Below are 22,082 nucleotides of genomic sequence, written 5' to 3' on the forward strand. Positions count from 1 at the left end.
CCCATTCGTTGGATCGGGTGCGCGGGCGGTCACGGCGTGTCGCTCGTCCGGTAAGTCTTCTCGTAAGTCTGGCCGCCGTTGGCAGTGACACGGATGTCCAGGGTCGGCAGCAGCAGATCGACGCCCGTGATCTGGCACGAGTTGACCCCGTCGACCGCCGCCGTCCACGTTCCGCCCGAGCACTGGTACTCGAACTGCTCGTAGTCCGGGTTCGACACGACGCTGAAGTTGAACGACCAGGTGCCTTGCGTGCCGTCCGGGTTCTGGTAGTCGAGCCCGGAGACGTTGGTGCTGACCGGCGTGATCGACACCGCATCGGAGGCGGGCCCGCAGAACGAGGTCGTGGCGTCTCGGCAGCCGCGGAACGTGTACGACTGCGCCGTTCCGTAGACCGAGGAGTCGGCGGCGCTCGTGAGCGTGTCGTTCACCGCGACCGAGGTCCAGACGCCGCCTCGCTTGAGCTGGTAGTAGGGCGACGTCCCGCTGGCGACGCCCAGGGAGTCGACGTGCACGTCGAAGTTGCCGTTGCTGCTGTTGCTCAGGCTGAGAGTCGCCGTCGCCTGCCCGGGCGCCGTCAGGCTCTGCACCCCGTCGATGCGGGCCGACGAGCAGAAGTAGCCGTTGTCGGCGTAGACGTAGTAGACGTACGAGCGGCCGTCGACGGCGGTCGCGTCGCGGTAGGTCGTGGCCGACTGCGCTCCCCCGATCGCACCCGGCTTCGAGGACGTCGAGCACGCCGGGGTGCCGGCGGGCGTGTTCGCATCGGCTCGGCCGACGGTGTAGCTAATACCCGAGCCGCCGTTCGAGCCGACTCCCGCCCATGCAAGGGCGATGACGCCTGACTTGTCGCTGGACGCGGTGATGCCGGTCACGCTCGACGGGGTGCCGGCCGGCGAGCCGGTCGCCGTGGCGCTCCGCGCCCAGTCGGCGGTGCTCGACACCTGCGCGGAGTTCTTCGCGTACACCTGCACGCTGTACTGCGCACCCGGCGACAGCCCGGTGATGGTGGTCGACGTGCTGCCGCCCGCGACGTCGACCGAGCCGGGGGCTCCGGATCCTGCGATCTCGACCGTGTAACCCGTGACCGACGTGCCCTTGGCCGGCTTCGGCACGGTGTTCCACGAGACCACGACGGCGCCTGGGGTGACGGTGGAGGGAGAGACCGAGACGCCGGTGGGGGCGGCCGGCACGAAGTCGGCGCTGTACTGGATGCTCTGGGGGCTCGACGCGGAGGCCCCGATGCTGTTGATGGCCTGCACGCTGAAGCGGTAGAGCGCCCCGGGGTCGAGGTCGGTCAGGGTGCAGACGGTCGACGTGCCGCAGTCTTTCGTGTATGACCCGGCCGACGACGTGCCCGTCAGGCGGTACGAGGTGATCGCCGAGTTGTTGGACACCGGGGCCTGATACGTCAGAGTCAGCTGGCCGCCGATGAACGTGCCCGAGCGGATCGGCGCGGCGGGGGCGTCGGGGACGTCCTGGACCGAGATCGTGATGTCGCCGAAGACGTCCCGGTCGGGATCGCCCGTGACGTCGGCGATCTCGTACTGGAGGTGGGCGTTGACCGGCTTCGCCGACTTCGCCACCGTCACGGTCAGCTTGCTGTTGTCGGCGGACGGCTTGACCGCGACGCCGGCCGGGAGCGACGCGCCCTCGAGGCCGCGGATCGCGATCACGCGGAGGGGCTGGCCCGGGAAGGGGTTCGTGGCCTGGTCGTTGGCGAGCACGTCGACAACGGTCGTCGAGCCGCGCCTGGCGACGGCCTCGTCGGACGCCGCTATCGCCAGCGGACGCGTCGAACCCACGACGGTCAGGCCGATGGTGCCCGATTGCGGAGCCGAGGTGGTGTCGCGCACGGTGAGGCCGATCCTAGCCGTGGTGCCCTTGGTCGCCGACGAGCTCGCCGTGACCGTGAGCTGGGTGCCCGAGAGCCGGACGCTGAACCCCGGCACCGACGTAGTCGTGACGGCATACCTCAGCTCGCCGATGTCGTTCGGGTAGTTGTAGGTCGTCAGGCGCGTGAGATCGAGGGTGCGCGACTCGTTCGGCTCGAGGTCGAGAGCGGACGCCTCGAGCACCGGCGGCTGGTTCTGCCGCGCCGTGACCGTGATGGGGAGCACCAGCGTCGCGGTGTGGCCGTCGGGATCGGCCGCGGAAGAGCCGTCGGTCACCTGGAACGAGATCGACGCCTGGCCGAAGAACCCCTTCTCGGAGGTGAAGACGAGGGTCGTCGCGTTCTGAACGAGGTCGGCACCGTCGGCGTGCGTCGCGCGGACCGTCGAGCTGTCGGTGAGACGGACGCCGTTGCTGCCGGTCGAGATCACGTAGCGGTTGAGGTCGATCGTGAGCGCCTTCTCGCTGACCACGGACAGCGCGGGGGCGGTCTCGTTGATCTGCGGGAGAGCGTCGTCGAAGCCGGGCACTCGGATGAAGGCGTAGGCCTTGATGGACGGGTCGTCGGGGTGCGACACCCAGAACGGGATGATCTGGCTGGTGTCGGTGATCGTGACGCGGATCCGGTGGTTCGCCGTCACCTGGGCCGTGTCGCCGTAGCCCGGCACGAGGCCGAGGCCGAGGGTCGAGACGTTGCCGTCGGCGAAGAAGACGTTCGCGAGCACGTTCACGTCGACGGTCTTGCGGTTGAGCACGTCGGTGAGCGACAGGACGCTGTCTTGAGCCTCGGGGTAGTTGAGCTCGGAGTTCGGGTCGACCTTGACCGAGATGAAGGTCGAGCTGGTTCCGCCGGAGTCGTTGGCGACCGTGTAGACGAGCCCGTAGGTCTTGGCCGCACGAGGCGGCGTGACCCGGACCACGCCGCCGGCGAGGATCGTCGCCGTCACGTCGGCGTCGTTGGGCTTCACGCCGGTGACGCGGAGGGAGCCGCCGTCGGGGTCGGAGTCGTTCGCGAGGACCCTCACCAGGATGCTGCCGCCGGGGCGCATCGTGACGGAGTCGGCGACGGCGATCGGGTTGCTCGACCCCTGCGCCTTGGGAGCGATGCCGATCCGGATCGTGCCGGTCGCGCGAGCACCGAGCCCGTCGACGACCGTGTAGGTGAAGGTGTCGGTGCCGGCCGAGTAGCTGCCCGCGTCGTAGTCGATGTAGTCGGAGCCGACCGACGCGACATTGCCCTTCTCGGGGTTCGTGTCGACGCCGAGCAGCTGCACGCTGTCGCCGTCGGGGTCGATGTCGTCGAGCGGCACCTGGACCCGGACGCTCTGTCCCGCGACGACCCGGCCGGTCAGGGTCTCGGGCACGGGGGCCGTGTTGGTCGACGCGTCGGACTCGCGGACCGCGATGCTCACCTGAGCGGTCGCCCGCTGACCGTCGGGTCCTTCGATTGCGTACTCGGCGGTGAAGTTGCCTGGCGTCTTGGGCGCCAGGTAGCGGAGCTTGGTGCCCGACACGAACAGCAGCCCGCCGCCGGAGGTGACGTTCTTCACCAGCTTCGGCTCGAGGGCGATGTCCTCGCCGTCGGGTTGCTCGTCGTTCGCCAGCACGTCGATGTCGACCGCCGCTCCGACTCGCGCCGTGACCTGGTCGTTCGTCGCGATCGGGGGCTGGAGGCGGTCGGGCTTCGGGATCTGCACGACGGTCACCGAGCCGGGTGCCGACGCCAGGCCGTTCGAGACCGTGTACGTGAAGGTGACGGGAGCCTCGAGCACCCTGGTCAGGGTGATCCGGAGGTCGCGCTGCTCGAGCGTCTGCACCTGCACCCCGGAGTCGATCGACGGAGTCGCGGTCTTCGTGACCATGAGGACGTTGCCCGCCGGGTCGAAGTCGCTCGCCGTGATATCGACGGTCTGCGTGCTCAGAGTCTGGACGAAGACCGTCTTCGGGATCGTGATCGGCGCGGTGTTCGGCTCGGGCGGATCGACGACGTCGACGCGGATGGTGCCTGTGGCGGTCTTGTCGCCGTCCGTCACCGTGTACTCGAGCAGGTGCGGCCCGCCGACGGACGACGTGAAGGTGAACGTGCCTGCCGAGTAGCTCGGCGTGATCGTCGCGCCCGACTTGGCCGGGACGCTGTTCAGCTTGAGTGAACCGGTGCCGCCCGACGCGTACGGCATCGGGTTGATGGTCGTGACCTTGTCTTTGTCGGTCTCGACCGAGAACGAGCTCGCCGTGAGGGGGACGTCGCCGCCCGCCGAGACCTTGATCGACAGAGTGCCGCGGCCGACCGCCGTGCCGTCGGACATCGACAGCACGATCTCCTGCGTGGACGGGCCCTCGCCCGAGTCCTGGTAGACGACCTCGCCGGTGGGCTTGAACGTGACCGTGCCCCCGGAGGCACCCGACGCTCCGGTCAGGTAGAACGGATCGCCGTCCGGATCGACCCACGATCCCAGCGTGTTCAGGGTGACGCGTCCGGACGACGAGACGTCGGCGCTCTCGACCCGCACCTGCTGCGGAGGGCTGTTCGTGCCGAGCTGGTGGACCCCCACGGTGACGTGAGCGGAGTCGGAGCCGCCGCGGCCGTCCGAGATCGAGTAGTCGAAGGTGACCGACCCGGCGGCGGTCGCCGGGAGCGTCAGGAGGATCTGCTGCCGGTTCGCGACGATCTCGACCTTGGCCGAGCTCGGCGACGGCGTCGACACGTCCGTGATGACGATCGGGTCGCCGTTCGGGTCGTAGTCGTTCAGCAGCACCGGCAGGAGAGTCGCCCGTGAGGGCCGGGCGCCGAGCAGGTCGTCTTTGGCGACCGGCGGCTTCTGCTGGACCTCGAGCTTGTCGGGGTCGTCGCTCGGCTTCTGATTCGGATCGGTCGTGTCGGTCTCGTCGTTGATGAGGTCGGACCAGTTGTCGATCAGCTGGCCGCCCCGCTGAACCGCCCACGAGTCGCCGCTGGCCTCGTCGTTGAGCACGACCTTCGATCCGTTGACCGCGAAGGCCAGAGACGCCGACGCCGCCATCGACCTGAGCACGGTGTCGGACCCCGCCGCCGAGGAGCAGTCGTTCCAGCCGGTTCCGTCGGCCCAGGCCGCGTACGTGCAGCCGCCCGCGACGACCGGGCGAGCGGGATCGCCGGCGCGGCCGGTGACGACCTTCGACACGCTGCCGCCGAACGAGACGTCGAGGAGGCCCTCCTCCGACGCCACGGTCACCCCCGATCCGATGTCGGACGACTCCTGCAGCGCCACCGTGCCGGTGACCTCCGGCGACAGGTCGACCGGGTCGCCGTCGATGACCAGCCTGTTCGTGTCGGTGTCGAGCACGGCCCAGTGCGACCCGATCGTGGCTACCTGGTAGGCGTCGCGCTTCGGCAGCCGGAGCTTGGCATGGCTCGACACCCCGAATTCGCTGAGGCTGTCGATGCGCGAGACCTCGGCGCTGTCGGGCGAGTAGGCGATCATCGTGCCCGAGGGCGTCATGCCGGTGACGACCGACGACCCGAGGCTGAGATCGGCCTGCGCCGAGGCGTCGAATGCCCCGAGCGCCGACACGGGCGTCGACCAGAACTCGCCCGTCTCGCCCGAGACGATCACCGCCGTCCCACCGGCCAGCAGCACTGCCGGCTTGTCGGGTGGCAACGGCACGGTCTGCGACACCTCCGCCGTGGCGGGGTCGACCGCGCCGACCGTCGCGTTGCTGCGGTCGACCAGCAGCACGTGCGAGGCGTCCTGCACGACGGAGACATCCGTCCCGCTGCTGCGCACGGCCGAGTTCAGCTCGAGCACGGCGGGGTTCGCGCGGCCGATCGCCGACTTCGACTGATTCGCCACCCAGACGGTGCCGTCGTTCAGGTCGAGTCGCTGAGCCTGGTACCCGGGACTCGTGAGCCCGATCGTCGCGGCCACCGCCGCGATGGCGATGGTCGCGACCGCGGTCGCCGTGAACGAGCGACGCGAGCGCAGGAACTGCACGAGCCTCTTCACTGCCCCACTCCCGGGGCGGCGCACTTCTGGGCGCTCACCGGCCCTGCCTTGCCGGCGCGCGTGACGGTCACCGTGATGCACACCTGCTGACCGCTCGTGCCGGTGGCCGTGAACGTCGTCGCCGTCTGCGTGCTGCTGTCGGTGCCGGTCGTGACGACGTAGGTGTCTCCGCTGCGGAGGCCGGGGTCGGCCCACTGGAACTCGACGGAGCTGCCGGTCGTCGTCGCGGAGATGTCGCTCACCCGCGGGATGTCGCTCGACGTCGACCGCACCAGGAACAGCACTGCGATGCCGCCGAGCACGATGACGACGACCGACGCCGCTATCAGCGCCCACGCCAGGTACTGGACCTTCTTCGGAGCTCTGGCCGGACGCGTCCCGGTCGATCGAGGGATCGCGTTCGAGTTGCGGACCGCGGGGTCGAGCGTCGCGACGATGCTCGTCGAGGTCGTCGCGGCCGACCGACGGCGGCGACGGCGGTTCGGGACGCCGACGGCGGAGCCGTCGGAGCCGCGGAGGCGGGTGCGCTCCTCGAGATCCGCGACCGTGGCCAGCGCCCAGTCGTCGACAGCCACCTCGATCGGCGTCTGCGCGACGCCGATCTCGGACTCGACCTGCTGGAACTCGCGGATCAGCTCGAGGATGCTCTCGTGCCGGTTCTCGGGCTTGTGCGACATGGCGCGCGTGAGCGTCGCCTCGAGACCCGCCGGGATGTCGGTGCGCCCGATCGGCTGCAGCTTGCCCTTCTCGATGCGGGCCATGAGGTCGCTCGACGAGTTCGAGCCGCCGAGCACCTCGAACGGGCTGCGGCCGGCGAGCAGGGAGTAGACGGTCGCGCCGAGCGACCAGACCTCGGAGGCGATGGTGCCGGAGGTGTCATCGCGGAGCACCTCCGGGGCCGACCACGGGATCGACAGACCCACGACCTCGTTCGGCTCGCTCTCGCCCAGCGACGACGCGATGCCGAAGTCGGACAGCACGGGGTGCCCGTACGCCGTCATGAGGATGTTCGACGGCTTGATGTCGCGGTGCAGGACGCCCTGGCGGTGCGCCGTCTCGATGGCGCTGCCGATCTTGACGGCGATGCGGAGGACGTCGGCGACCGGGATCCGCTCGCGGCGGTAGCGCTCGCTCAGCGAGGCGGAGCACAGCTCCATGACGAGGTAGGGGCGGCCGTCGGCCGACACGCTCGCCTGGTAGACGGTGAGGATCGACGGGTGGGCGCTGAGCTGCGCCATCAGGTTGGCCTCGGCCTGGAACATCTGCCGCACCTGGTCGTTCACGACCTCGCTGAGCATGACCTTGACGGCCACCTGGCGTCGGGGCATGTTCTGCTCGTACAGGAAGACGTCGGCGAAGCCGCCCGAGCCGAGCACGTGGAGGTGCGAGAAGCCCGGCAGCACAGGGGGCTGCGAAGGAAGGCGCCTGGCCATTTCGCCCCCTTAGAAGCTTGCATGGGAAACGCTTTCGGAGCGCCCCGTCGATTTGCCGATCTTCGCAATTGTAAATGGCCCCCTCGCGCCGACGAGGCGGGGCACGGCGCATCTGTGGATAGTCTCGGCCCCACTTCGGGGGTGGGGAAAATCGACCTCCGCCGTCGTGGGGCGACGGTCCAGCAGCCTAGAGGCGCGGGACCTGGTCGGTCGGAAGAGTCGCGTCGGCCTCGTGAGCGCGCCGCGCGCCGCGCACGTCGACGACCACAGCGGTGACGTTATCGCGGCCGCCCGCGGCCACGGCTGCTGTCACGAGCGCCTGCGCCGCCGCCTCGGAGGACGCGTTCGCACCGAGGAGCGTCGCGATCGCGCGGGGATTGAGCTCCTTCGTGAGGCCGTCTGAGCAGATGAGCAGTCGGAGGCCCGGTCGTGCCGGAACCCGCCAGTAGTCCGGGCTGGGCTCGGCGCCGAAGCCGATGGCCTTGGTGATGACGTTGCTGTCGGGGTGGCTCTCGGCGTCGTCGGGGTGGAGCATGCCCGCCTGGACCATCTCCTGGACGACCGAGTGGTCGACGGTGACCTGGCGCAGCACGTCGGAGTCCAGCATGTAGACACGCGAGTCGCCGACGTTGAAGATCGTGAAGTACGGGGCGTCACCGTCTTTCGTCAGGATCGCCCCGGTCACCGTCGTGCCGACGCCGAGCTCGGTGCCGACGGCCGCCACCTCGATGTCGTCCGTCGCCAGTCGCAGAGCCTTCTCGAGCGAGTCGGTGTCGAAGAAGTCGCCGGATGCCGCGGCGTCGAGGCGCGTCACGACGGCATCGCTCGCCACGTCGCCGGCGCTGTGGCCGCCCATGCCGTCCGCGACCACGAACAGCGGCGACTTCGCGATGAAGCTGTCCTCGTTGTGGGCGCGGCGCTTGCCGACATCGGTGACGCCGGCCCAGTCGAGGAGGACGGAGCCCTCGTCGCCGAGTCGGACGGTGTGTGCGGTCGTCGGACGACCAATCTCTGTCACGGGATGGATTCTTCCTGGGGAATGGAGCGTGTAGTGGGCAGGACCTCGAGTCGGTTCCCGTCGCCGATGTCCACTATGGTGCCCACGAGCACGACGATCGACTCGCCTTGCCGGAGTGCCACGGGAAGCCGGCCCGGAATCGTGACCCTCGTGCCATTCGTCGACTTCAGGTCGGTCACGACGACGGCCGTGCCCTCCTGACGGATCTCGACGTGCGTCGCCGACACCTCGTTGCGCGGGGACCGGACCGTGACCAGGCGAGGATCGCCCCGTCGCTCGATGCGGTGGGAGGAGGGGCGGCGTCCGATGATGAGCGCGGCGTCCAGCGTCTCGGTCGACGAGCCGACCAGGATCCGGTGGTAGCGGTTCGACGGATCGGTCGTGGTCACGCCGCCTCCTCGCTCGATCTCCGGCCGTGCCCTGTCGCCCGGTGGGAACACGCTACCAACAGGTCACCCCGTGGTCCTGCGCAGATGCCTCCTCCACAGACCCCGGGTTCTCCACAGGCGAGGGGCATCCTCGTTCGGCCGGTCACCGCGCTCCTACGGTCGACGCCATGACCACGACATTCCTCACCTCGTCCCTCGTCCACCACGACTCCCCCGTCGGCCGACTGGCCATCCATGTCGCGGCCGATCGCATCACCCGGGTCGACATCCAGACGGCCGCGCTCATCGTGGCGGCCACTGAGACGGCGCTCGGCGACACCGCGCTCGACTGCACGCCCACCCCTCTCCACGATGAGGCCCGGCGGCAGTTCGACGACTACTTCGCCAATCGCCGTGACCGCTTCGACCTTCCCCTGGAGTACTGGGGCACGCCCTTCCAGGAGACCGTGTGGGAGCTCCTCGACGAGGTCCCGTTCGGCACGACGACGACCTACGGCGACCTCGCGGAGCTGTCGGGGCGGCCGACCGGCGCCCGTGCCGTCGGCGGCGCGATCCGGGCCAATCGGCTCGCGATCCTGGTGCCGTGCCACCGGGTCCTCGGTGCGGGGCGGAGAGTCACGGGCTATAGCCCCGGCGACGGGGTGGCGACGAAGAAGTGGCTTCTCGAGCACGAGGGCATCGACTTCGCAGGGAGCTGAGAGCGAGCAGTGTCGACGCCTCGGCGCCGGCGTGACCGGCACGACTGCAGGAACTCGACAGCTCAGCTTCGGAGCACGCTCTCCGCCACGACGACGAGCTCCCCGCCGTGGGGCTCGACGACCATCCCCTCGCCTCGTGCCCATCCCACGAAGTCCTCCACGGTCGCCAGGTCGGGCCGCGCGGCCAGCAGGCGGGCGATCAGCGTGCCCTTCGTCTTCTTGTTGAAGTGGTTGAGCGCGCGTCGGCGGCCTCCCTCGTCGGACACCACGCGCACGTAGGCGCTCCCCAGAGGCGCCGGCCCCAGCTCGGAGTACCCCTCGCTGCGCAGATCGATGACGGTCTGGCCGCTGGAGGCCAGCGCCCGGGCGACCGGACCCGCCCAGAGCGACTTGAGCGACTTCTCGGGCAGCCTCGTGTCATGCGAGAGCCGGTAGGCCGGGATCGGATCCGCGGCGCGGACGAGGCCGAAGAGGGCCGAGTGCACGGCGACGTGCTCCCTCGCCCAGTCGCGAGCCTCGACCGCGAGCGACGGCGCGTCGATCGGATCGAAGGCCACGCCGGTGTAGCGCTCGAGAGCCGGCATCGTGGGCGAGATCTTCAGCGTGCGGTTGCGGGCGACCTCGGTGACGGCCAGCGCCGGGCTGATCTTGAGCAGCCGGGCCGCCTCGTCGGCGTCTCGGCTGAGGCGCACCACCGTCGCCGCGACACTGCGCCGGACTCGCCCCAGCGTCGGGAACGACAGCGCGTCGAAATCGAGCGTCGACTCGGGCTCACCACCCGACCGCTTGGTCTCGGACGGAGGCATGACGAAGAGCAGGGATGTCATCGACTGATTGAGCTCATTGAGGAGGAGGGCGTTAACGGAAGAGGCCCGGGTGGACGGCGCTCGAAGCGCCTTCCACCCGGGCCGGAGAGATCAGACCAGTGCCGCGTTACGGGCGACGATGGTGACCGTGTCGTTCTCGACCGACAGGAACCCGTCTTCGGCCGTGGCCTCGACGACGGCACCGCCAGCCTGACGAACGCGGACCTGCCCGGAGGCGAGAACCGCCAGCAGGGGCTCATGCCCCGGCAGGATTCCGATCTCGCCCTCGACGGTGCGAGCCGTGACCTGCGCCGCCTCGCCCGACCAGACCTGCTGGTCGGCCGACACGACGTTCACAGTGAGAGCAGCCACGATCAGCTGTTCTCCTTCTGGATCTGAGCCCACTTCTCTTCGACGTCGGAGATGCTGCCGACGTTGAAGAACGCCTGCGTGGCGACGTGGTCGAAGTCGCCATTGGCGATCGCGGTGAACGACTCGATGGTGTCCTTCAGCGGAACAGTCGAGCCCTCGACACCGGTGAACTTCTTCGCCATGTAGGTGTTCTGCGAGAGGAACTGCTGAATACGGCGAGCACGCGAGACGGTGATCTTGTCTTCTTCGGAGAGCTCGTCGACACCGAGGATCGCGATGATCTCCTGGAGCTCCTTGTTCTTCTGAAGGATCGCCTTGACGCGGATGGCCGTGTTGTAGTGGTCCTGGCCCAGGTAGCGGGGGTCGAGGATGCGGCTGGTGGACGTCAGCGGGTCGACGGCCGGGTACAGACCCTGCGACGCGATCTCGCGAGAGAGCTCGGTCGTGGCGTCGAGGTGCGCGAAGGTGGTCGCCGGCGCGGGGTCGGTGTAGTCGTCGGCAGGGACGTAGATCGCCTGGAGCGACGTGATCGAGTGACCGCGGGTCGAGGTGATGCGCTCCTGGAGCACACCCATCTCGTCGGCGAGGTTCGGCTGGTATCCCACGGCGGACGGCATGCGGCCGAGCAGCGTGGAGACCTCGGAGCCGGCCTGCGTGAAGCGGAAGATGTTGTCGATGAAGAGCAGGACGTCCTGCTTCTGCACGTCGCGGAAGTACTCCGCCATCGTCAGCGCCGACAGGGCCACGCGGAGGCGCGTTCCCGGCGGCTCGTCCATCTGGCCGAAGACGAGGGCCGTCTTGTCGAAGACACCGGCCTCTTCCATCTCCATGATGAGGTCGTTGCCCTCACGAGTGCGCTCGCCGACACCGGCGAACACCGACACGCCGCCGTGGTCCTGCGCGACGCGCTGGATCATCTCCTGGATGAGGACGGTCTTGCCGACGCCCGCACCGCCGAAGAGACCGATCTTGCCACCCTGGACATACGGGGTGAGCAGGTCGATGACCTTGATGCCGGTCTCGAAGAGCTCGGTCTTCGACTCGAGCTGGTCGAATGCCGGGGGCTTGCGGTGGATGGGCCAGCGCTCGGTGATCTCGATCGTCTCGCCGGGCGCGCCGTTGAGCACGTCGCCGGTGACGTTGAAGACCTTGCCCTTGGTGATGTCGCCGACGGGCACCGAGATGGGCGAACCGGTGTCGGTGACCTCCTGGCCCCGGACGAGGCCGTCGGTGGGCTTGAGGGCGATGGCACGGACGAGGTCGTCGCCGAGGTGCTGAGCGACCTCGAGGACCAGCTCGATCGTCTGGTCGCCGATGACGATGGTCGTCTTCAGCGCGTTGTAGACGCCGGGGATCGCATCGTGCGGGAACTCGATGTCGACGACGGGACCGGTGACGCGCGCGATGCGGCCGACGCCCGGTGCCTTCTCGGTCGCGACTGGCGCGGTGGCGATGTCAGTCATTTCTCTCTCTTCTCTAGCTCTGCGAGCTCAGTGCTTCTTGGCCGAGCTGAGGGCGTCTGCGCCGCCAACGATCTCGGAAATCTGCTGGGTGATCTCACTCTGGCGCGCGTTGTTGGCAAGGCGCGTGTAGTCGCGGATCAGGGTGTCGGCGTTGTCGCTCGCCGCCTTCATGGCCTTCTGACGGGCGGCGTGCTCGGAAGCGGCCGACTGCAGCATGGCGTTGAACAGGCGGCTCTCGATGTAGACGGGGAGCAGCGCGTCGAGGACGTTCTCAGGGTCGGGCTCGAACTCGTAGAGAGGCAGGATCGCGTTCTCCTCGGGCTGCTCGATGCCTTCGACGACCTCCAGCGGCAGGAGACGCACGACCTCGGGGGTCTGCGTGACCATGCTGATGAAGCGGTTGTAGACGACGTGGATCTCGTCGACTCCGCCCTCGGCCGAATCGGTCAGGAACTTCGATACGACCGCATCGCCGATCTCTTTCGCCGTGGCGAACTCGGGCTGGTCGGTGTTGCCCGTCCAGCTCTGCTCGGAACCCCGTTGACGAAAGGTGAAGTAGGCGGCGGCCTTGCGACCGACGAGGTAGTAGACCACCTCCTTGCCCTGGCTGCGCAGAAGCGTCGCCAGCTCTTCGCCCGCCTTCAGCACGTTCGACGAGAAGGCGCCGTTGAGGCCCCGGTCGGACGTGAAGAGGACGATCGCCGCGCGATCGATCGACTCGGGCTCCGTCGTCAGCACGTGGTCGACGTTCGAGAACGTCGCCACGGCCGAGACGGCCCGCGTCACAGCGCGCGAGTACGGACCGGACGCGGCCATGCGCGCCTGGGCCTTCTGGATCCGAGAAGCCGAGATGAGCTCCATGGCCCGGGTGACCTTCTTGGTCGTCTGGGCAGAGCGAATGCGCTGTCGGTAGACCCGAAGTTGCGCTCCCATGTGTCTCCTGTTGGTATCGGTGCGGGCGAAGGTCGGCAGTCGCTATCGCGACTTGACGATCTTCTCCTGGTTGACGTCTTCGGCGTCCGTGGCGGTGAACTCCTCGCGGCCGACGGAAGCCAGCGGCTTGCCCTCGCCCGTCTGGAACTCCTTCTTGAACTCCTCGATCGACGAGTCGAGCTGAGCCACGAGGTCGTCCGAGAGCACGTTGGTCTCGGCGAGCGTCGTGAGGACGTCACCGGTGCGCGAGAGATAGTCGTGCAGCTCGGCCTCGAAGCGCAGGATGTCGGCCACGGGGACCTCGTCGAGCTTGCCGTTGGTGCCGGCCCAGATCGAGACGACCTGCTTCTCGACCGGGAACGGCGAGTACTGCGGCTGCTTGAGCAGCTCGGTCAGGCGGGCGCCACGGGCGAGCTGACGGCGGCTGGCCTGGTCGAGGTCGGACGCGAACATCGCGAAGGCCTCGAGCGAGCGGTACTGGGCGAGCTCGAGCTTCAGCGTGCCCGAGACCTTCTTGATCGACTTCACCTGAGCGTCGCCGCCCACTCGCGAGACCGAGATCCCGACGTCGACCGCAGGACGCTGGTTGGCGTTGAAGAGGTCGGACTGGAGGAAGATCTGGCCGTCGGTGATCGAGATCACGTTGGTCGGGATGTACGCCGAGACGTCGTTCGCCTTGGTCTCGATGATGGGCAGACCCGTCATCGAGCCGGCGCCGAGCTCGTCGGACAGCTTCGCGCAGCGCTCGAGGAGACGCGAGTGCAGGTAGAACACGTCGCCGGGGTAGGCCTCGCGTCCCGGCGGACGACGGAGCAGCAGCGAGACGGCACGGTAGGCCTCGGCCTGCTTCGACAGGTCGTCGAACACGATGAGGACGTGCTTGCCCTCGTACATCCACTGCTGGCCGATGGCCGAGCCGGTGTACGGGGCGAGGTACTTGAAGCCGGCGGGGTCGGACGCGGGCGACGCGACGATGGTGGTGTACTCCATCGCTCCGGCGTCCTCGAGCGCGCCCTTCACCGAGGCGATGGTCGAGCCCTTCTGGCCGATGGCGACGTAGATGCAGCGGACCTGCTTGTTGATGTCGCCCGAGTCCCAGTTGGCCTTCTGGTTGATGATCGTGTCGATCGCGATGGCCGTCTTGCCGGTCTGGCGGTCGCCGATGATGAGCTGACGCTGGCCGCGGCCGATCGGGATCATGGCGTCGATCGCCTTGATGCCCGTCTGCATGGGCTCGTGCACCGACTTGCGCTGCATGACGCCGGGAGCCTGGAGCTCGAGAGCGCGGCGGCCGGAGGTCTCGATGTCGCCGAGGCCGTCGATCGCGTTGCCGAGAGGGTCGACGACGCGGCCGAGGTAGCCCTCGCCGACGGGGACGGAGAGGACCTCGCCGGTGCGGGTGACCTCGAGGCCCTCGTCGATGCCGCTGAACTCACCCAGGACGATGACACCGATCTCGTCTTCGTCGAGGTTCTGGGCGAGGCCCAGGGTGCCGTCGGCGAAGCGGATGAGCTCGTTGGCCATGACGCCGGGGAGACCCTCGACGTGCGCGATGCCGTCAGCGGCATCGATGACGTGACCGACCTCGGTCGTGGACGTCTGCGAGGGCTCGTACGCCGAGACGAAGTCTTTGAGGGCGTCGCGAATCTCATCAGGGCTGATCTTGATGTCTGCCATTGGGATTCCTTTGTCGTTGTGTCTGTGACGATAACCGTGCGAGGCGTATGCCCCGCGTGGTCGGGTGAGCCCGCGTCAGCGAGCCTTGGTGCGTGTGGGTGCGATCAGCCGGCGAGCTGAAGGCGCAGATCGGTGAGTCTCGTCGACACCGTGCCGTCGATGACCTCGTCGCCCACCTGGACCCGGAGCCCGCCCAGGATCGACGGATCGATCACCAGGTTCACTCGCAGGCTACGACCGAACTGCTTCGCGAGGCCGCGCTCGAGACGCGTCACCTGCTCGGCGGCGATCGGCGCGGCGGTCGTGACCACTGCGACGAGCTCGTCGGACTGGTCGGCGACGATGGCGGCGGCATTCCGCAGGAGCTCGCCGATTCGGCGGCCACGGGGCTGCTGCACGAGCTGCGAGACGATGGAGATCGTCTGCTGCGACGCCTTGCCGGCGAGGAGCTTCTCGACGAGGCCGGCTTTCGCTGGCCCGTCGCTGAGCTTCGTGCCGACCGCCAGCTCGAGCGAGGCGTCGGAGGAGACGACCTCGCCGAACGAGAACAGCTCGCCCTCGATCGACAGATCGGCCGGAGCCGACTTCGCGATCGTGCGGATGCCGATCTCTTCCACACCCGCGAGGAGGTCGCTGTGAGACGACCAGCGGCTGCCGACCACGGAGGTCAGCAGGGCACGAGCGGACTCGGTGAATGAGGCGAAGACGCGGTCGATGAACGCCTTCTTGCCGGTGACGTCTTCGGCAGGGTCGGCCAGGTAGGCCAGCAGCTTCGACGACGATCCGATGACTCGACCCGCGTTGAGGAGCTGTTCTCCCGTGGCCAGGTCAGCCGCGTCGCCGAGATCGGCGAGCACGCCCCGCGCGGACGCGAGTGCTTCTCTGGTCATGGATCCCATGGTTACTTGCCTGCCTTCGACGCTTCGTCGGCCTCGAGCTCGGACAGGAAGCGGTCGACGATGGCCGATGCCTTCCTGTCGTCGGTGAGGCTCTCGCCGATGACGCCCGACGCGAGATCGATCGCCAGCGAGCCGACCTCGCCGCGGAGCGAGACGAGGGCGCTCTGGCGCTCCGCCTCGATCTGGGCGGTCGCGTTCGCCGTGATGCGGTCGGCGTCGGCCTGAGCCTGCGCCTTGACGTCGTTGGCGATGCGAGTCGCATCCGTACGAGCCTGCTCGCGAATCTTGGCTGCCTCGGCACGAGCGTCGGCCAGCTGCTTGTTGTACTCCTCGAGCGCGGCAGCCGCTTCGGCCTGAGCGTTCTCGGCCTTCTTGATGCCGCCCTCGATGACCTCGGCGCGCTCGTCGAGCATCGTCTTCATGCGCGGGAGGACCAGGCGCCAGAAGATGAGCAGGATCGCGACGAAGCACACAGCACCCCAAACGAGGTCCGGCGTCGCGGGCAGCAACGGGTTGTGTGACTCACCCGCCGCAACCACGGTGGAAGTAGTGCTGAGCATTCGTCAGCCTCTCTTAGACGAAGATGAAGTACGTGGCGATGCCGATGAAGGCCAGGGCCTCGGTGAAGGCGATACCGATGTACATGAGGACCGTGAGGCGGCCCTGGAGCTCGGGCTGGCGGGCGACGGACTCGATGGTCTTGCCGACCACGATGCCCACGCCGATGGCCGGGCCGATTGCCGCGAGGCCGTAACCGACCGTCGCGATGTTTCCGTCGATTGCAGCGAGAACGGTTGATGCGTCCACGTGTGTTTCCTTCCGTGATGGCGGTTCGGGCAGGCGCCCGGACCGTTGTTAGTGTTCGTCGTTCAGCGCGAGCTGAGCGTAAACAGCAGTGAGCAGCGAGAAGACGTAAGCCTGGAGGACAGCCACCAGAATCTCGAACAGGGTGAACACGAAGCCGAAGGCGATCGTGCCGATTCCGAACAGGGCGAAGAGGTTGCCCGACTCGAAGAGGAAGAACGAGGTCGCCGTGAAGAACAGCACCAGCAGGAGGTGCCCGACGATCATGTTCATGAGGAGTCGCAGGGTCAGCGTGACCGGTCGGAGCACGAACGTCGAGACGAGCTCGATCGGCGTCACGATGATGTACAGCGGCCATGGCACGCCCGGAGGCACGAGGGCGTTCTTGAAGAACGCGCCCGGGTGCTTCCGGATGCCGGCGTAGATGAACACGACGTAGGCGACGGCGGCCAGGATCAACGGGATGCCGATCAGCGAGGTGCCGGCGATGTTGAAGCCCGGGATGATGCCGGTCAGGTTCATGAAGAGGACCATGAAGAAGACGGTCGTCAGGATCGGCAGGAAGCGCTTGCCGTCTTTCTTGCCGAGCAGGTCTTCGGCGATGTTGACGCGGACGAGGTCCAGGCCCATCTCGACGATGCTCTGGAAGCGACCGGGGACGAGCTTCATCTTGCGGGTACCGAGCCAGAAGACCAGGAAGAGCACGATGACGGCGAAGAAGCGCGCCAGCATGATTCGGTTGATCTCGAAGGGGGTGCCGTCGAAGAGGAGGACCGACGGGAAGAACTCGTCGATCGATGGGCCCTGGAAACCGCCGGTGCTGTCGCTCGCTGCGGCGAGAGGATGCACCAGGGTGATGGCGTTAGCTAACAGCGCTATCTCCTGATTCGGGACGCAGCTCTCAGTGATGAAGCCGGGAAGACCAACTGCAACACGTGCGGTTTTTCTAGCCTGGTTTCACCTCCGCGAGATGCGGCGATGATCTGTGGGGAAGCGACCCTTCGGCAGTGAACAGGCCGGGGACACGAACGAGTTCAGCCTATCAACAGATTGGCCCGGAGACGAACCAATCGGGCCGGTGGCGGGCCTATTGGTCTGATATTGCGCCGTCTGCACCCGATGCAGCCGAGTCGAGCACGGACGAGTCGACGTAGGGCACGCGCGAGCGCATCACGACGACGACGTCGACCACGAGCGACCCGAGCACCCCGGCGACGATGCAGACGAACAGGACGACCGTGTTGACCCACGTCTGGTCTTTGAGCAGGACCACCAGCACCAGGAAGATGATGAACTTGAGCAGCCAGCCGCCGAGCACGATGCCGAAGAAGGCGCCGCTGATGAGGCTGCCGCCCGATGCCCTGAGACCGAGCAGGATGCTCACCGCCGTCAGGCCCGTGAAGACGAGCGCGAGGGCCGTGCCGATGAGGGCGCCGGCCACGCCGTGACTGCCCGCGGCGATGCCGCCGATGACCGAGCCGACGACGGCGATGACGAGGGCGAGCAGGGCTCCGTACCGGACGATGGTGACGTAGAGGCGATTGCCGGCGGGGTTCATGCGGATCTTCCTGATTCGGAGCGTGCGGTGGTCGAGCCGGTGGTGCCGGGGCGGCCGGGTTCGGGACGTGACGAGGGAGCCGGACGGCCGGGCTCGGGCCGCGCGGTCGCGGACTCGGCCGCCGACGGGAGCTGCGGGGCAGGGCCCGTGGTGCCGCGGAGGGCCGTGACCGCGACGCGCTCGTCGTCGGCCGTGGGCTTCGGAGTTCCTGCGCCAGGAACGCTCTTGGCACGAGCGGCACCGGCCTGGTCGAGCGCGTCGAACCGGTCGGCCCCGGTCTCGGCGGCCGCGGTCGGCCGTGCGCTCTGCACGGCGATCTCGACGCGCTTGCGGCGGCTCAGCGGCGCGAGGGTGATGGCCGCGCAGACGACCAGGCCGGCGGCGAGGAACATCACCACCCAGTGCACGGGCAGGAAGAAGAACAGGAGACAGCCGACCGAGACCAGGGCGGTCCAGCCGTAGAAGATCAGGACGGCGTGGAAGTGAGAGTGGCCCATGTCGAGCAGCCGGTGGTGGAGGTGCTTGCGGTCGGCGCTGAAGGGCGACTTGCCGGCACTGACGCGGCGCAGCACTGCGAGGCCGAAGTCGAGCAACGGCACGATCAGGACTGCGAAGGGCAGCAGGATCGGGATGAAGACCGGCAGCAGCGTCGTCTTGTCGACCGAGCCCGGGTTGAGGTTGCCGGTGACCGAGACCGCGCTGGTCGCCATGAGGAGGCCGGTCAGCAGCGCGCCCGCGTCGCCCATGAACATGCGCGCCGGGTGCCAGTTGAGGGGCAGGAAGCCGACCGCCGCGCCGATCAGCACGGCGGTGAGCAGGGCGGCGAGGTTGAAGTACTCGACGCCCTGGTTCGCGTTCGTCAGGATGAAGCTGTAGATGAAGAACACGCCGTTCGCGATTATCGTCACGCCGGCGACAAGGCCGTCGAGGCCGTCGATGAAGTTGACCGCGTTCATCACGAGCACCACGACGAGCACCGTCAGGATCAGCGACATGTAGCTCGACCCGATGGTGAGGCCGCCGATCGGCAGCGACAGCAGCTGCACGCCCTGCCAGGCCAGCACGCCGGCCGCGATGATCTGCGCGGCGAGCTTGGTCATCCAGTCGAGGTCGTAGAGGTCGTCGATCACGCCCACCGCGACGATGATCAGCGCGGCGGCGAGGATCGCCAGGATGTGGCCGGGCTCGGCGAAGACCAGGCGGAAGTAGTCGGCCTTCGATATCAGCGGAAAGACGAACCACGCCGACAGCAGGGCGACGACGATGCCGCCGAACATGGCGATTCCGCCGAGCCGCGGCGTCGGGTTGACGTGGACGTCGCGCTCGCGGATCTTCGGGGCGATGCGGTACTTCGTGCCGAGCCGCCAGGCCAGGACCGAGAGGGCGAAGCTGACGATCGCCGAGATCGCCGCCGCGAGGAGGTAGTACCTCACCTCGCGGCCCTCACGACTCGGCCCTCATCGCGTCGGCCTCATACGACGACGTCGCTGCCCGCCACCCGGCGGATGTCGTCGTCGCTGATGACGCCGTGGCGCACGATGCGCAGCACGCCGTCGGCAGCGCCCGTCGCGTCGACGATCGTGGAGCCGGAGTTGGCGCCGGGGCGCTGCTCGTAGCCGGTGCCTGCCTGGCCGCCGTCGAGGTAGATCTCGACGTCGTCGCCGAGCATCGCCATCGCCTCGTGCGCGGTGAGCGCGGCTGGCTTGCCGGTGAGGTTGGCGCTCGACACGGCCAGAGGGCCGGTCTCTTCGAGGAGCTCCAGCAGGAGCTTGTTGTCTGGCTGACGCAGGGCGACGGTGCCCCGGGTCTCGCCGAGGTCCCAGGCAAGCGACGGCTGCGCCGTGAGGATCACGGTCAGCCCACCCGGCCAGAACTCGTCGAGCAGCGGCTGGATCAGCGACGGCACCGACTCGGCCAGAGCGGCGAGGGTGTCCTGCCCCTTGACCAGCACGGGCGGCGGCGACTGGCGGGTACGCCCCTTGGCCGCGAGAAGCCGCTCGACGGCCTCCGGGTCGAAGGCGTCGGCGGCGATGCCGTAGACGGTGTCGGTAGGGACGACGACGAGTTCGCCGCGCCCGATGGCGGCACGCGCGAGGCGCATGCCGGTGAGGAGTTCTGCGTCGACCGCGCAGTCGTAGAGGGAGGCCATGACTCGACGATTGTAGTGCGCTGATCCTGACGTCCCGCCCACGGCTCGCATGAGAGGGCAGGAACTGCCGCCCTCAGCGCACCGCCGTGGTCGCCCGATCGCGCCGCGTCAGGTCTTCGTGGGTGGCCGCGCCGCGCCATCCGTCGCGAGACAGCAGCTCGCGGATCGCGGGGCCCTGCTCTTCGCCGTGCTCGATGACGAGCGTCCCTCCGGGCACCAGGAGCGCGAGCGCGCGCTGCGAGAGCGCGCGGACGAGGTCGAGGCCGTCCACTCCCCCGTACAGCGCCAGCTCGGGGTCGAACAGCCGCACCTCGGGGTCGCGCGGCACCATCCCGAGCGGGATGTACGGCGGGTTCGAGACGACCACCTGCACGGCTCCGTCGAGTTCGGGCAGGGCCGACGCCATGTCGCCCTCGACGAGGGTGACGTCGGCCCCGGTCGACGCGATGTTGCGGCGCGTCCACACGGCGGCCGCGGGCGACAGCTCGACGGCGTACACGCGGGCGCGGGAAACCTCGGTGGCCATCGCCAGCGCGAGGGCGCCGCTCCCGGTGCCGAGGTCGACGGCCACGGGCTGCGGCTCAGCACGCGCCGAGAGCGCGTCGATGGCGATCTGCGCGACCCCCTCGGTCTCGGGGCGCGGGACGAAGACGCCGGGCCCGACATGGAGCACGAGGTGGCGGAACGGTGCCAGACCGGTGATGTGCTGGAGCGGCTCTCGAGTCGCTCGACGGGCGAGGACGGACTCGAAGGCGAGTTCCTGCGCCTCGGTCAGGACCGTGCCGACGATCGCCTTGACCGCAATCTCACCCCGGCCCACCTCGAGGACGTGCGCGAGGAGCAGCTCGGCATCCGCGCCCGCGGACGGGATGCCGACCTGATCGAGGGCGGCGCGCCCCTGCTGGAGCGCGTCGCCGACGCCGAGGGTCACTCGCCCTGGTCGCCGATGTCGGCCAGACGCGCCTCTTCGTCGGCCTGGATGCACGACTCGATGACCGGCTCGAGCGCGCCGTCCATGACGGCGTCGAGGTTGTAGGCCTTGTAGCCGGTGCGGTGGTCGGCGATGCGGTTCTCGGGGAAGTTGTAGGTGCGGATGCGCTCGGAGCGGTCCATCCCCCGGATCTGGCTCTTGCGGGCGATGGAGTCGACAGCCGCCTGCTCCTCCGCCTGACGGGCGAGGATGCGGGCACGGAGCACGCGCATTCCGGCCTCGCGGTTCTGCAGCTGCGACTTCTCGTTCTGCATGGCCACGACGATGCCGGTCGGGAGGTGCGTGATCCGCACAGCGGAGTCGGTCGTGTTGACCGACTGGCCGCCGGGGCCTGACGACCGGTACACGTCGATCTTGAGGTCGTTCTGGTTGATCTCGACCTCTTCGGGCTCGTCGACCTCGGGGAACACCAGCACGCCGGTGGTCGACGTGTGGATGCGCCCCTGCGACTCGGTCGCCGGCACGCGCTGGACGCGGTGCACGCCGCCCTCGTACTTGAGGTGGGCCCAGACGCCCTGCGCGGGATCCGACGAGTTCGACTTGATGGCCACCTGGACGTTCTTGTAGCCGCCCAGGTCGGACTCGTCGCGCTCGAGGAGCTCGGTCTTCCAGCCCTTGGACTCGGCGTAGTGCGAGTACATGCGGAGGAGGTCGGCTGCGAACAGCGCGCTCTCGGCACCGCCCTCGCCGCCCTTGATCTCCATGATGACGTCGCGGCCGTCGTCGGGGTCGCGCGGGATCAGGAGTCGCCGGAGCTTCTCCTGCGTCTCGGCCAGGGTGTCCTCCATCGCGGGCACCTCGGCCGCGAAGGCCTCGTCTTCGCGCGCGAGCTCGCGCGCGGCGTCGAGGTCTTCGCCAGCCTGCAGCCACGCCGTGTGCGCAGCGACGATGCGGCTGAGCTCGGCGTACCGGCGGTTGATCTTCTTGGCTCTGGCCGCATCCGCGTGAACGGCGGGGTCTGACAGCTGGTGCTGGAGATCCTCATGCTCGGCCAGCAGCACTGCTACCGACTCGAACAC

19 protein-coding genes are annotated in these 22,082 nt (G+C 68.5%); 1 reads left to right on the forward strand and 18 read right to left on the reverse strand.

The window, feature by feature from the left end:
- Positions 1–29: 29 nt before the first annotated feature.
- The 4 genes from EDF46_RS18875 to EDF46_RS03235 all read right to left on the reverse strand — a co-directional run bounded on the left by EDF46_RS18875 (position 30) and on the right by EDF46_RS03235 (position 8,713).
- The gene (locus EDF46_RS18875; RefSeq protein ID WP_123504815.1) at positions 30–5,873 is read right to left on the reverse strand and encodes an Ig-like domain-containing protein; all 5,844 of its coding nucleotides are present in this window, start codon (positions 5,871–5,873) and stop codon (positions 30–32) included.
- Positions 5,870–7,306: a serine/threonine-protein kinase gene (locus EDF46_RS03225; protein WP_123504816.1), complete on the reverse strand. Its 1,437-nt coding sequence runs from the start codon at positions 7,304–7,306 to the stop codon at positions 5,870–5,872. The genes EDF46_RS18875 and EDF46_RS03225 overlap by 4 nt, the downstream gene beginning before the upstream one ends.
- A gap of 187 nt (positions 7,307–7,493) precedes the next feature.
- Positions 7,494–8,324: a PP2C family serine/threonine-protein phosphatase gene (locus tag EDF46_RS03230; RefSeq protein WP_123504817.1), complete on the reverse strand. Its 831-nt coding sequence runs from the start codon at positions 8,322–8,324 to the stop codon at positions 7,494–7,496.
- On the reverse strand, positions 8,321–8,713 hold the full coding sequence (locus EDF46_RS03235; RefSeq protein WP_233579782.1) for an FHA domain-containing protein: 393 nt from the start codon (positions 8,711–8,713) through the stop codon (positions 8,321–8,323). The genes EDF46_RS03230 and EDF46_RS03235 overlap by 4 nt, the downstream gene beginning before the upstream one ends.
- A gap of 167 nt (positions 8,714–8,880) precedes the next feature.
- Here EDF46_RS03235 and EDF46_RS03240 point away from each other — a divergent pair, with 167 nt between their 5' ends.
- A complete protein-coding gene (locus EDF46_RS03240) occupies positions 8,881–9,411 on the forward strand; it encodes a methylated-DNA--[protein]-cysteine S-methyltransferase (protein WP_123504819.1) in 531 nt (176 codons plus the stop codon).
- 62 nt (positions 9,412–9,473) lie between these two features.
- On the opposite strand, the gene EDF46_RS03245 is transcribed toward EDF46_RS03240, so the two are convergent.
- The 14 genes from EDF46_RS03245 to prfA form a co-directional block, all read right to left on the reverse strand.
- Entirely contained in the window at positions 9,474–10,238 is a 765-nt protein-coding gene (locus tag EDF46_RS03245; RefSeq protein WP_370454043.1) for a YaaA family protein, read from the reverse strand.
- Positions 10,239–10,328: 90 nt separating this feature from the next.
- On the reverse strand, positions 10,329–10,589 hold the full coding sequence (locus EDF46_RS03250) for a F0F1 ATP synthase subunit epsilon (protein WP_123504820.1): 261 nt from the start codon (positions 10,587–10,589) through the stop codon (positions 10,329–10,331).
- 2 nt (positions 10,590–10,591) lie between these two features.
- Positions 10,592–12,052, reverse strand: a complete 1,461-nt coding sequence (gene atpD, locus EDF46_RS03255; RefSeq protein ID WP_123504821.1) for a F0F1 ATP synthase subunit beta — start codon at positions 12,050–12,052, stop codon at positions 10,592–10,594.
- Positions 12,053–12,079: 27 nt separating this feature from the next.
- The gene (locus EDF46_RS03260; protein WP_123504822.1) at positions 12,080–12,985 is read right to left on the reverse strand and encodes a F0F1 ATP synthase subunit gamma; all 906 of its coding nucleotides are present in this window, start codon (positions 12,983–12,985) and stop codon (positions 12,080–12,082) included.
- Positions 12,986–13,027: 42 nt separating this feature from the next.
- On the reverse strand, positions 13,028–14,662 hold the full coding sequence (gene atpA / locus EDF46_RS03265) for a F0F1 ATP synthase subunit alpha (protein WP_123504823.1): 1,635 nt from the start codon (positions 14,660–14,662) through the stop codon (positions 13,028–13,030).
- A gap of 104 nt (positions 14,663–14,766) precedes the next feature.
- On the reverse strand, positions 14,767–15,561 hold the full coding sequence (locus EDF46_RS03270) for a F0F1 ATP synthase subunit delta (RefSeq protein ID WP_123504824.1): 795 nt from the start codon (positions 15,559–15,561) through the stop codon (positions 14,767–14,769).
- Between the two features lie 2 nt (positions 15,562–15,563).
- Positions 15,564–16,121: a F0F1 ATP synthase subunit B gene (locus tag EDF46_RS03275; protein ID WP_123504825.1), complete on the reverse strand. Its 558-nt coding sequence runs from the start codon at positions 16,119–16,121 to the stop codon at positions 15,564–15,566.
- Between the two features lie 13 nt (positions 16,122–16,134).
- The gene (gene atpE / locus EDF46_RS03280; protein WP_123504826.1) at positions 16,135–16,368 is read right to left on the reverse strand and encodes an ATP synthase F0 subunit C; all 234 of its coding nucleotides are present in this window, start codon (positions 16,366–16,368) and stop codon (positions 16,135–16,137) included.
- A gap of 48 nt (positions 16,369–16,416) precedes the next feature.
- Positions 16,417–17,214 (reverse strand): F0F1 ATP synthase subunit A, encoded by a 798-nt coding sequence (gene atpB, locus EDF46_RS03285; RefSeq protein WP_370454044.1) that lies wholly within the window; start codon positions 17,212–17,214, stop codon positions 16,417–16,419.
- A 238-nt stretch (positions 17,215–17,452) separates the two neighbouring features.
- A complete protein-coding gene (locus tag EDF46_RS03290; protein ID WP_123504828.1) occupies positions 17,453–17,923 on the reverse strand; it encodes a hypothetical protein in 471 nt (156 codons plus the stop codon).
- Complete coding sequence (locus EDF46_RS03295) at positions 17,920–19,356, reverse strand: MraY family glycosyltransferase (RefSeq protein WP_123504829.1); 1,437 nt, start codon at positions 19,354–19,356, stop codon at positions 17,920–17,922. Before EDF46_RS03295 ends, EDF46_RS03290 begins: the two co-directional genes overlap by 4 nt.
- Before the next feature lie 38 nt (positions 19,357–19,394).
- Positions 19,395–20,072 (reverse strand): L-threonylcarbamoyladenylate synthase, encoded by a 678-nt coding sequence (locus tag EDF46_RS03300; protein ID WP_123504830.1) that lies wholly within the window; start codon positions 20,070–20,072, stop codon positions 19,395–19,397.
- Between the two features lie 73 nt (positions 20,073–20,145).
- Entirely contained in the window at positions 20,146–21,003 is an 858-nt protein-coding gene (gene prmC, locus EDF46_RS03305; protein ID WP_123504831.1) for a peptide chain release factor N(5)-glutamine methyltransferase, read from the reverse strand.
- Positions 21,000–22,082, reverse strand: a complete 1,083-nt coding sequence (prfA, locus tag EDF46_RS03310) for a peptide chain release factor 1 (protein WP_123504832.1) — start codon at positions 22,080–22,082, stop codon at positions 21,000–21,002. The genes prmC and prfA overlap by 4 nt, the downstream gene beginning before the upstream one ends.

This window comes from Frondihabitans sp. PhB188 (assembly GCF_003752365.1).
Taxonomy (GTDB): Bacteria; Actinomycetota; Actinomycetes; order Actinomycetales; family Microbacteriaceae; genus Frondihabitans.

Bases quoted from the DNA above. Each gene is read 5' to 3' on its own strand.
- EDF46_RS03225 (WP_123504816.1), bottom strand. From the start codon at position 7,306: ATGGCCAGGCGCCTTCCTTCGCAGCCCCCTGTGCTGCCGGGCTTCTCG.
- EDF46_RS03240 (WP_123504819.1), top strand. From the start codon at position 8,881: ATGACCACGACATTCCTCACCTCGTCCCTCGTCCACCACGACTCCCCC.
- EDF46_RS03245 (WP_370454043.1), bottom strand. From the start codon at position 10,238: ATGACATCCCTGCTCTTCGTCATGCCTCCGTCCGAGACCAAGCGGTCG.
- atpD (WP_123504821.1), bottom strand. From the start codon at position 12,052: ATGACTGACATCGCCACCGCGCCAGTCGCGACCGAGAAGGCACCGGGC.
- EDF46_RS03260 (WP_123504822.1), bottom strand. From the start codon at position 12,985: ATGGGAGCGCAACTTCGGGTCTACCGACAGCGCATTCGCTCTGCCCAG.
- atpA (WP_123504823.1), bottom strand. From the start codon at position 14,662: ATGGCAGACATCAAGATCAGCCCTGATGAGATTCGCGACGCCCTCAAA.
- EDF46_RS03270 (WP_123504824.1), bottom strand. From the start codon at position 15,561: ATGGGATCCATGACCAGAGAAGCACTCGCGTCCGCGCGGGGCGTGCTC.
- EDF46_RS03275 (WP_123504825.1), bottom strand. From the start codon at position 16,121: ATGCTCAGCACTACTTCCACCGTGGTTGCGGCGGGTGAGTCACACAAC.
- EDF46_RS03290 (WP_123504828.1), bottom strand. From the start codon at position 17,923: ATGAACCCCGCCGGCAATCGCCTCTACGTCACCATCGTCCGGTACGGA.
- EDF46_RS03300 (WP_123504830.1), bottom strand. From the start codon at position 20,072: ATGGCCTCCCTCTACGACTGCGCGGTCGACGCAGAACTCCTCACCGGC.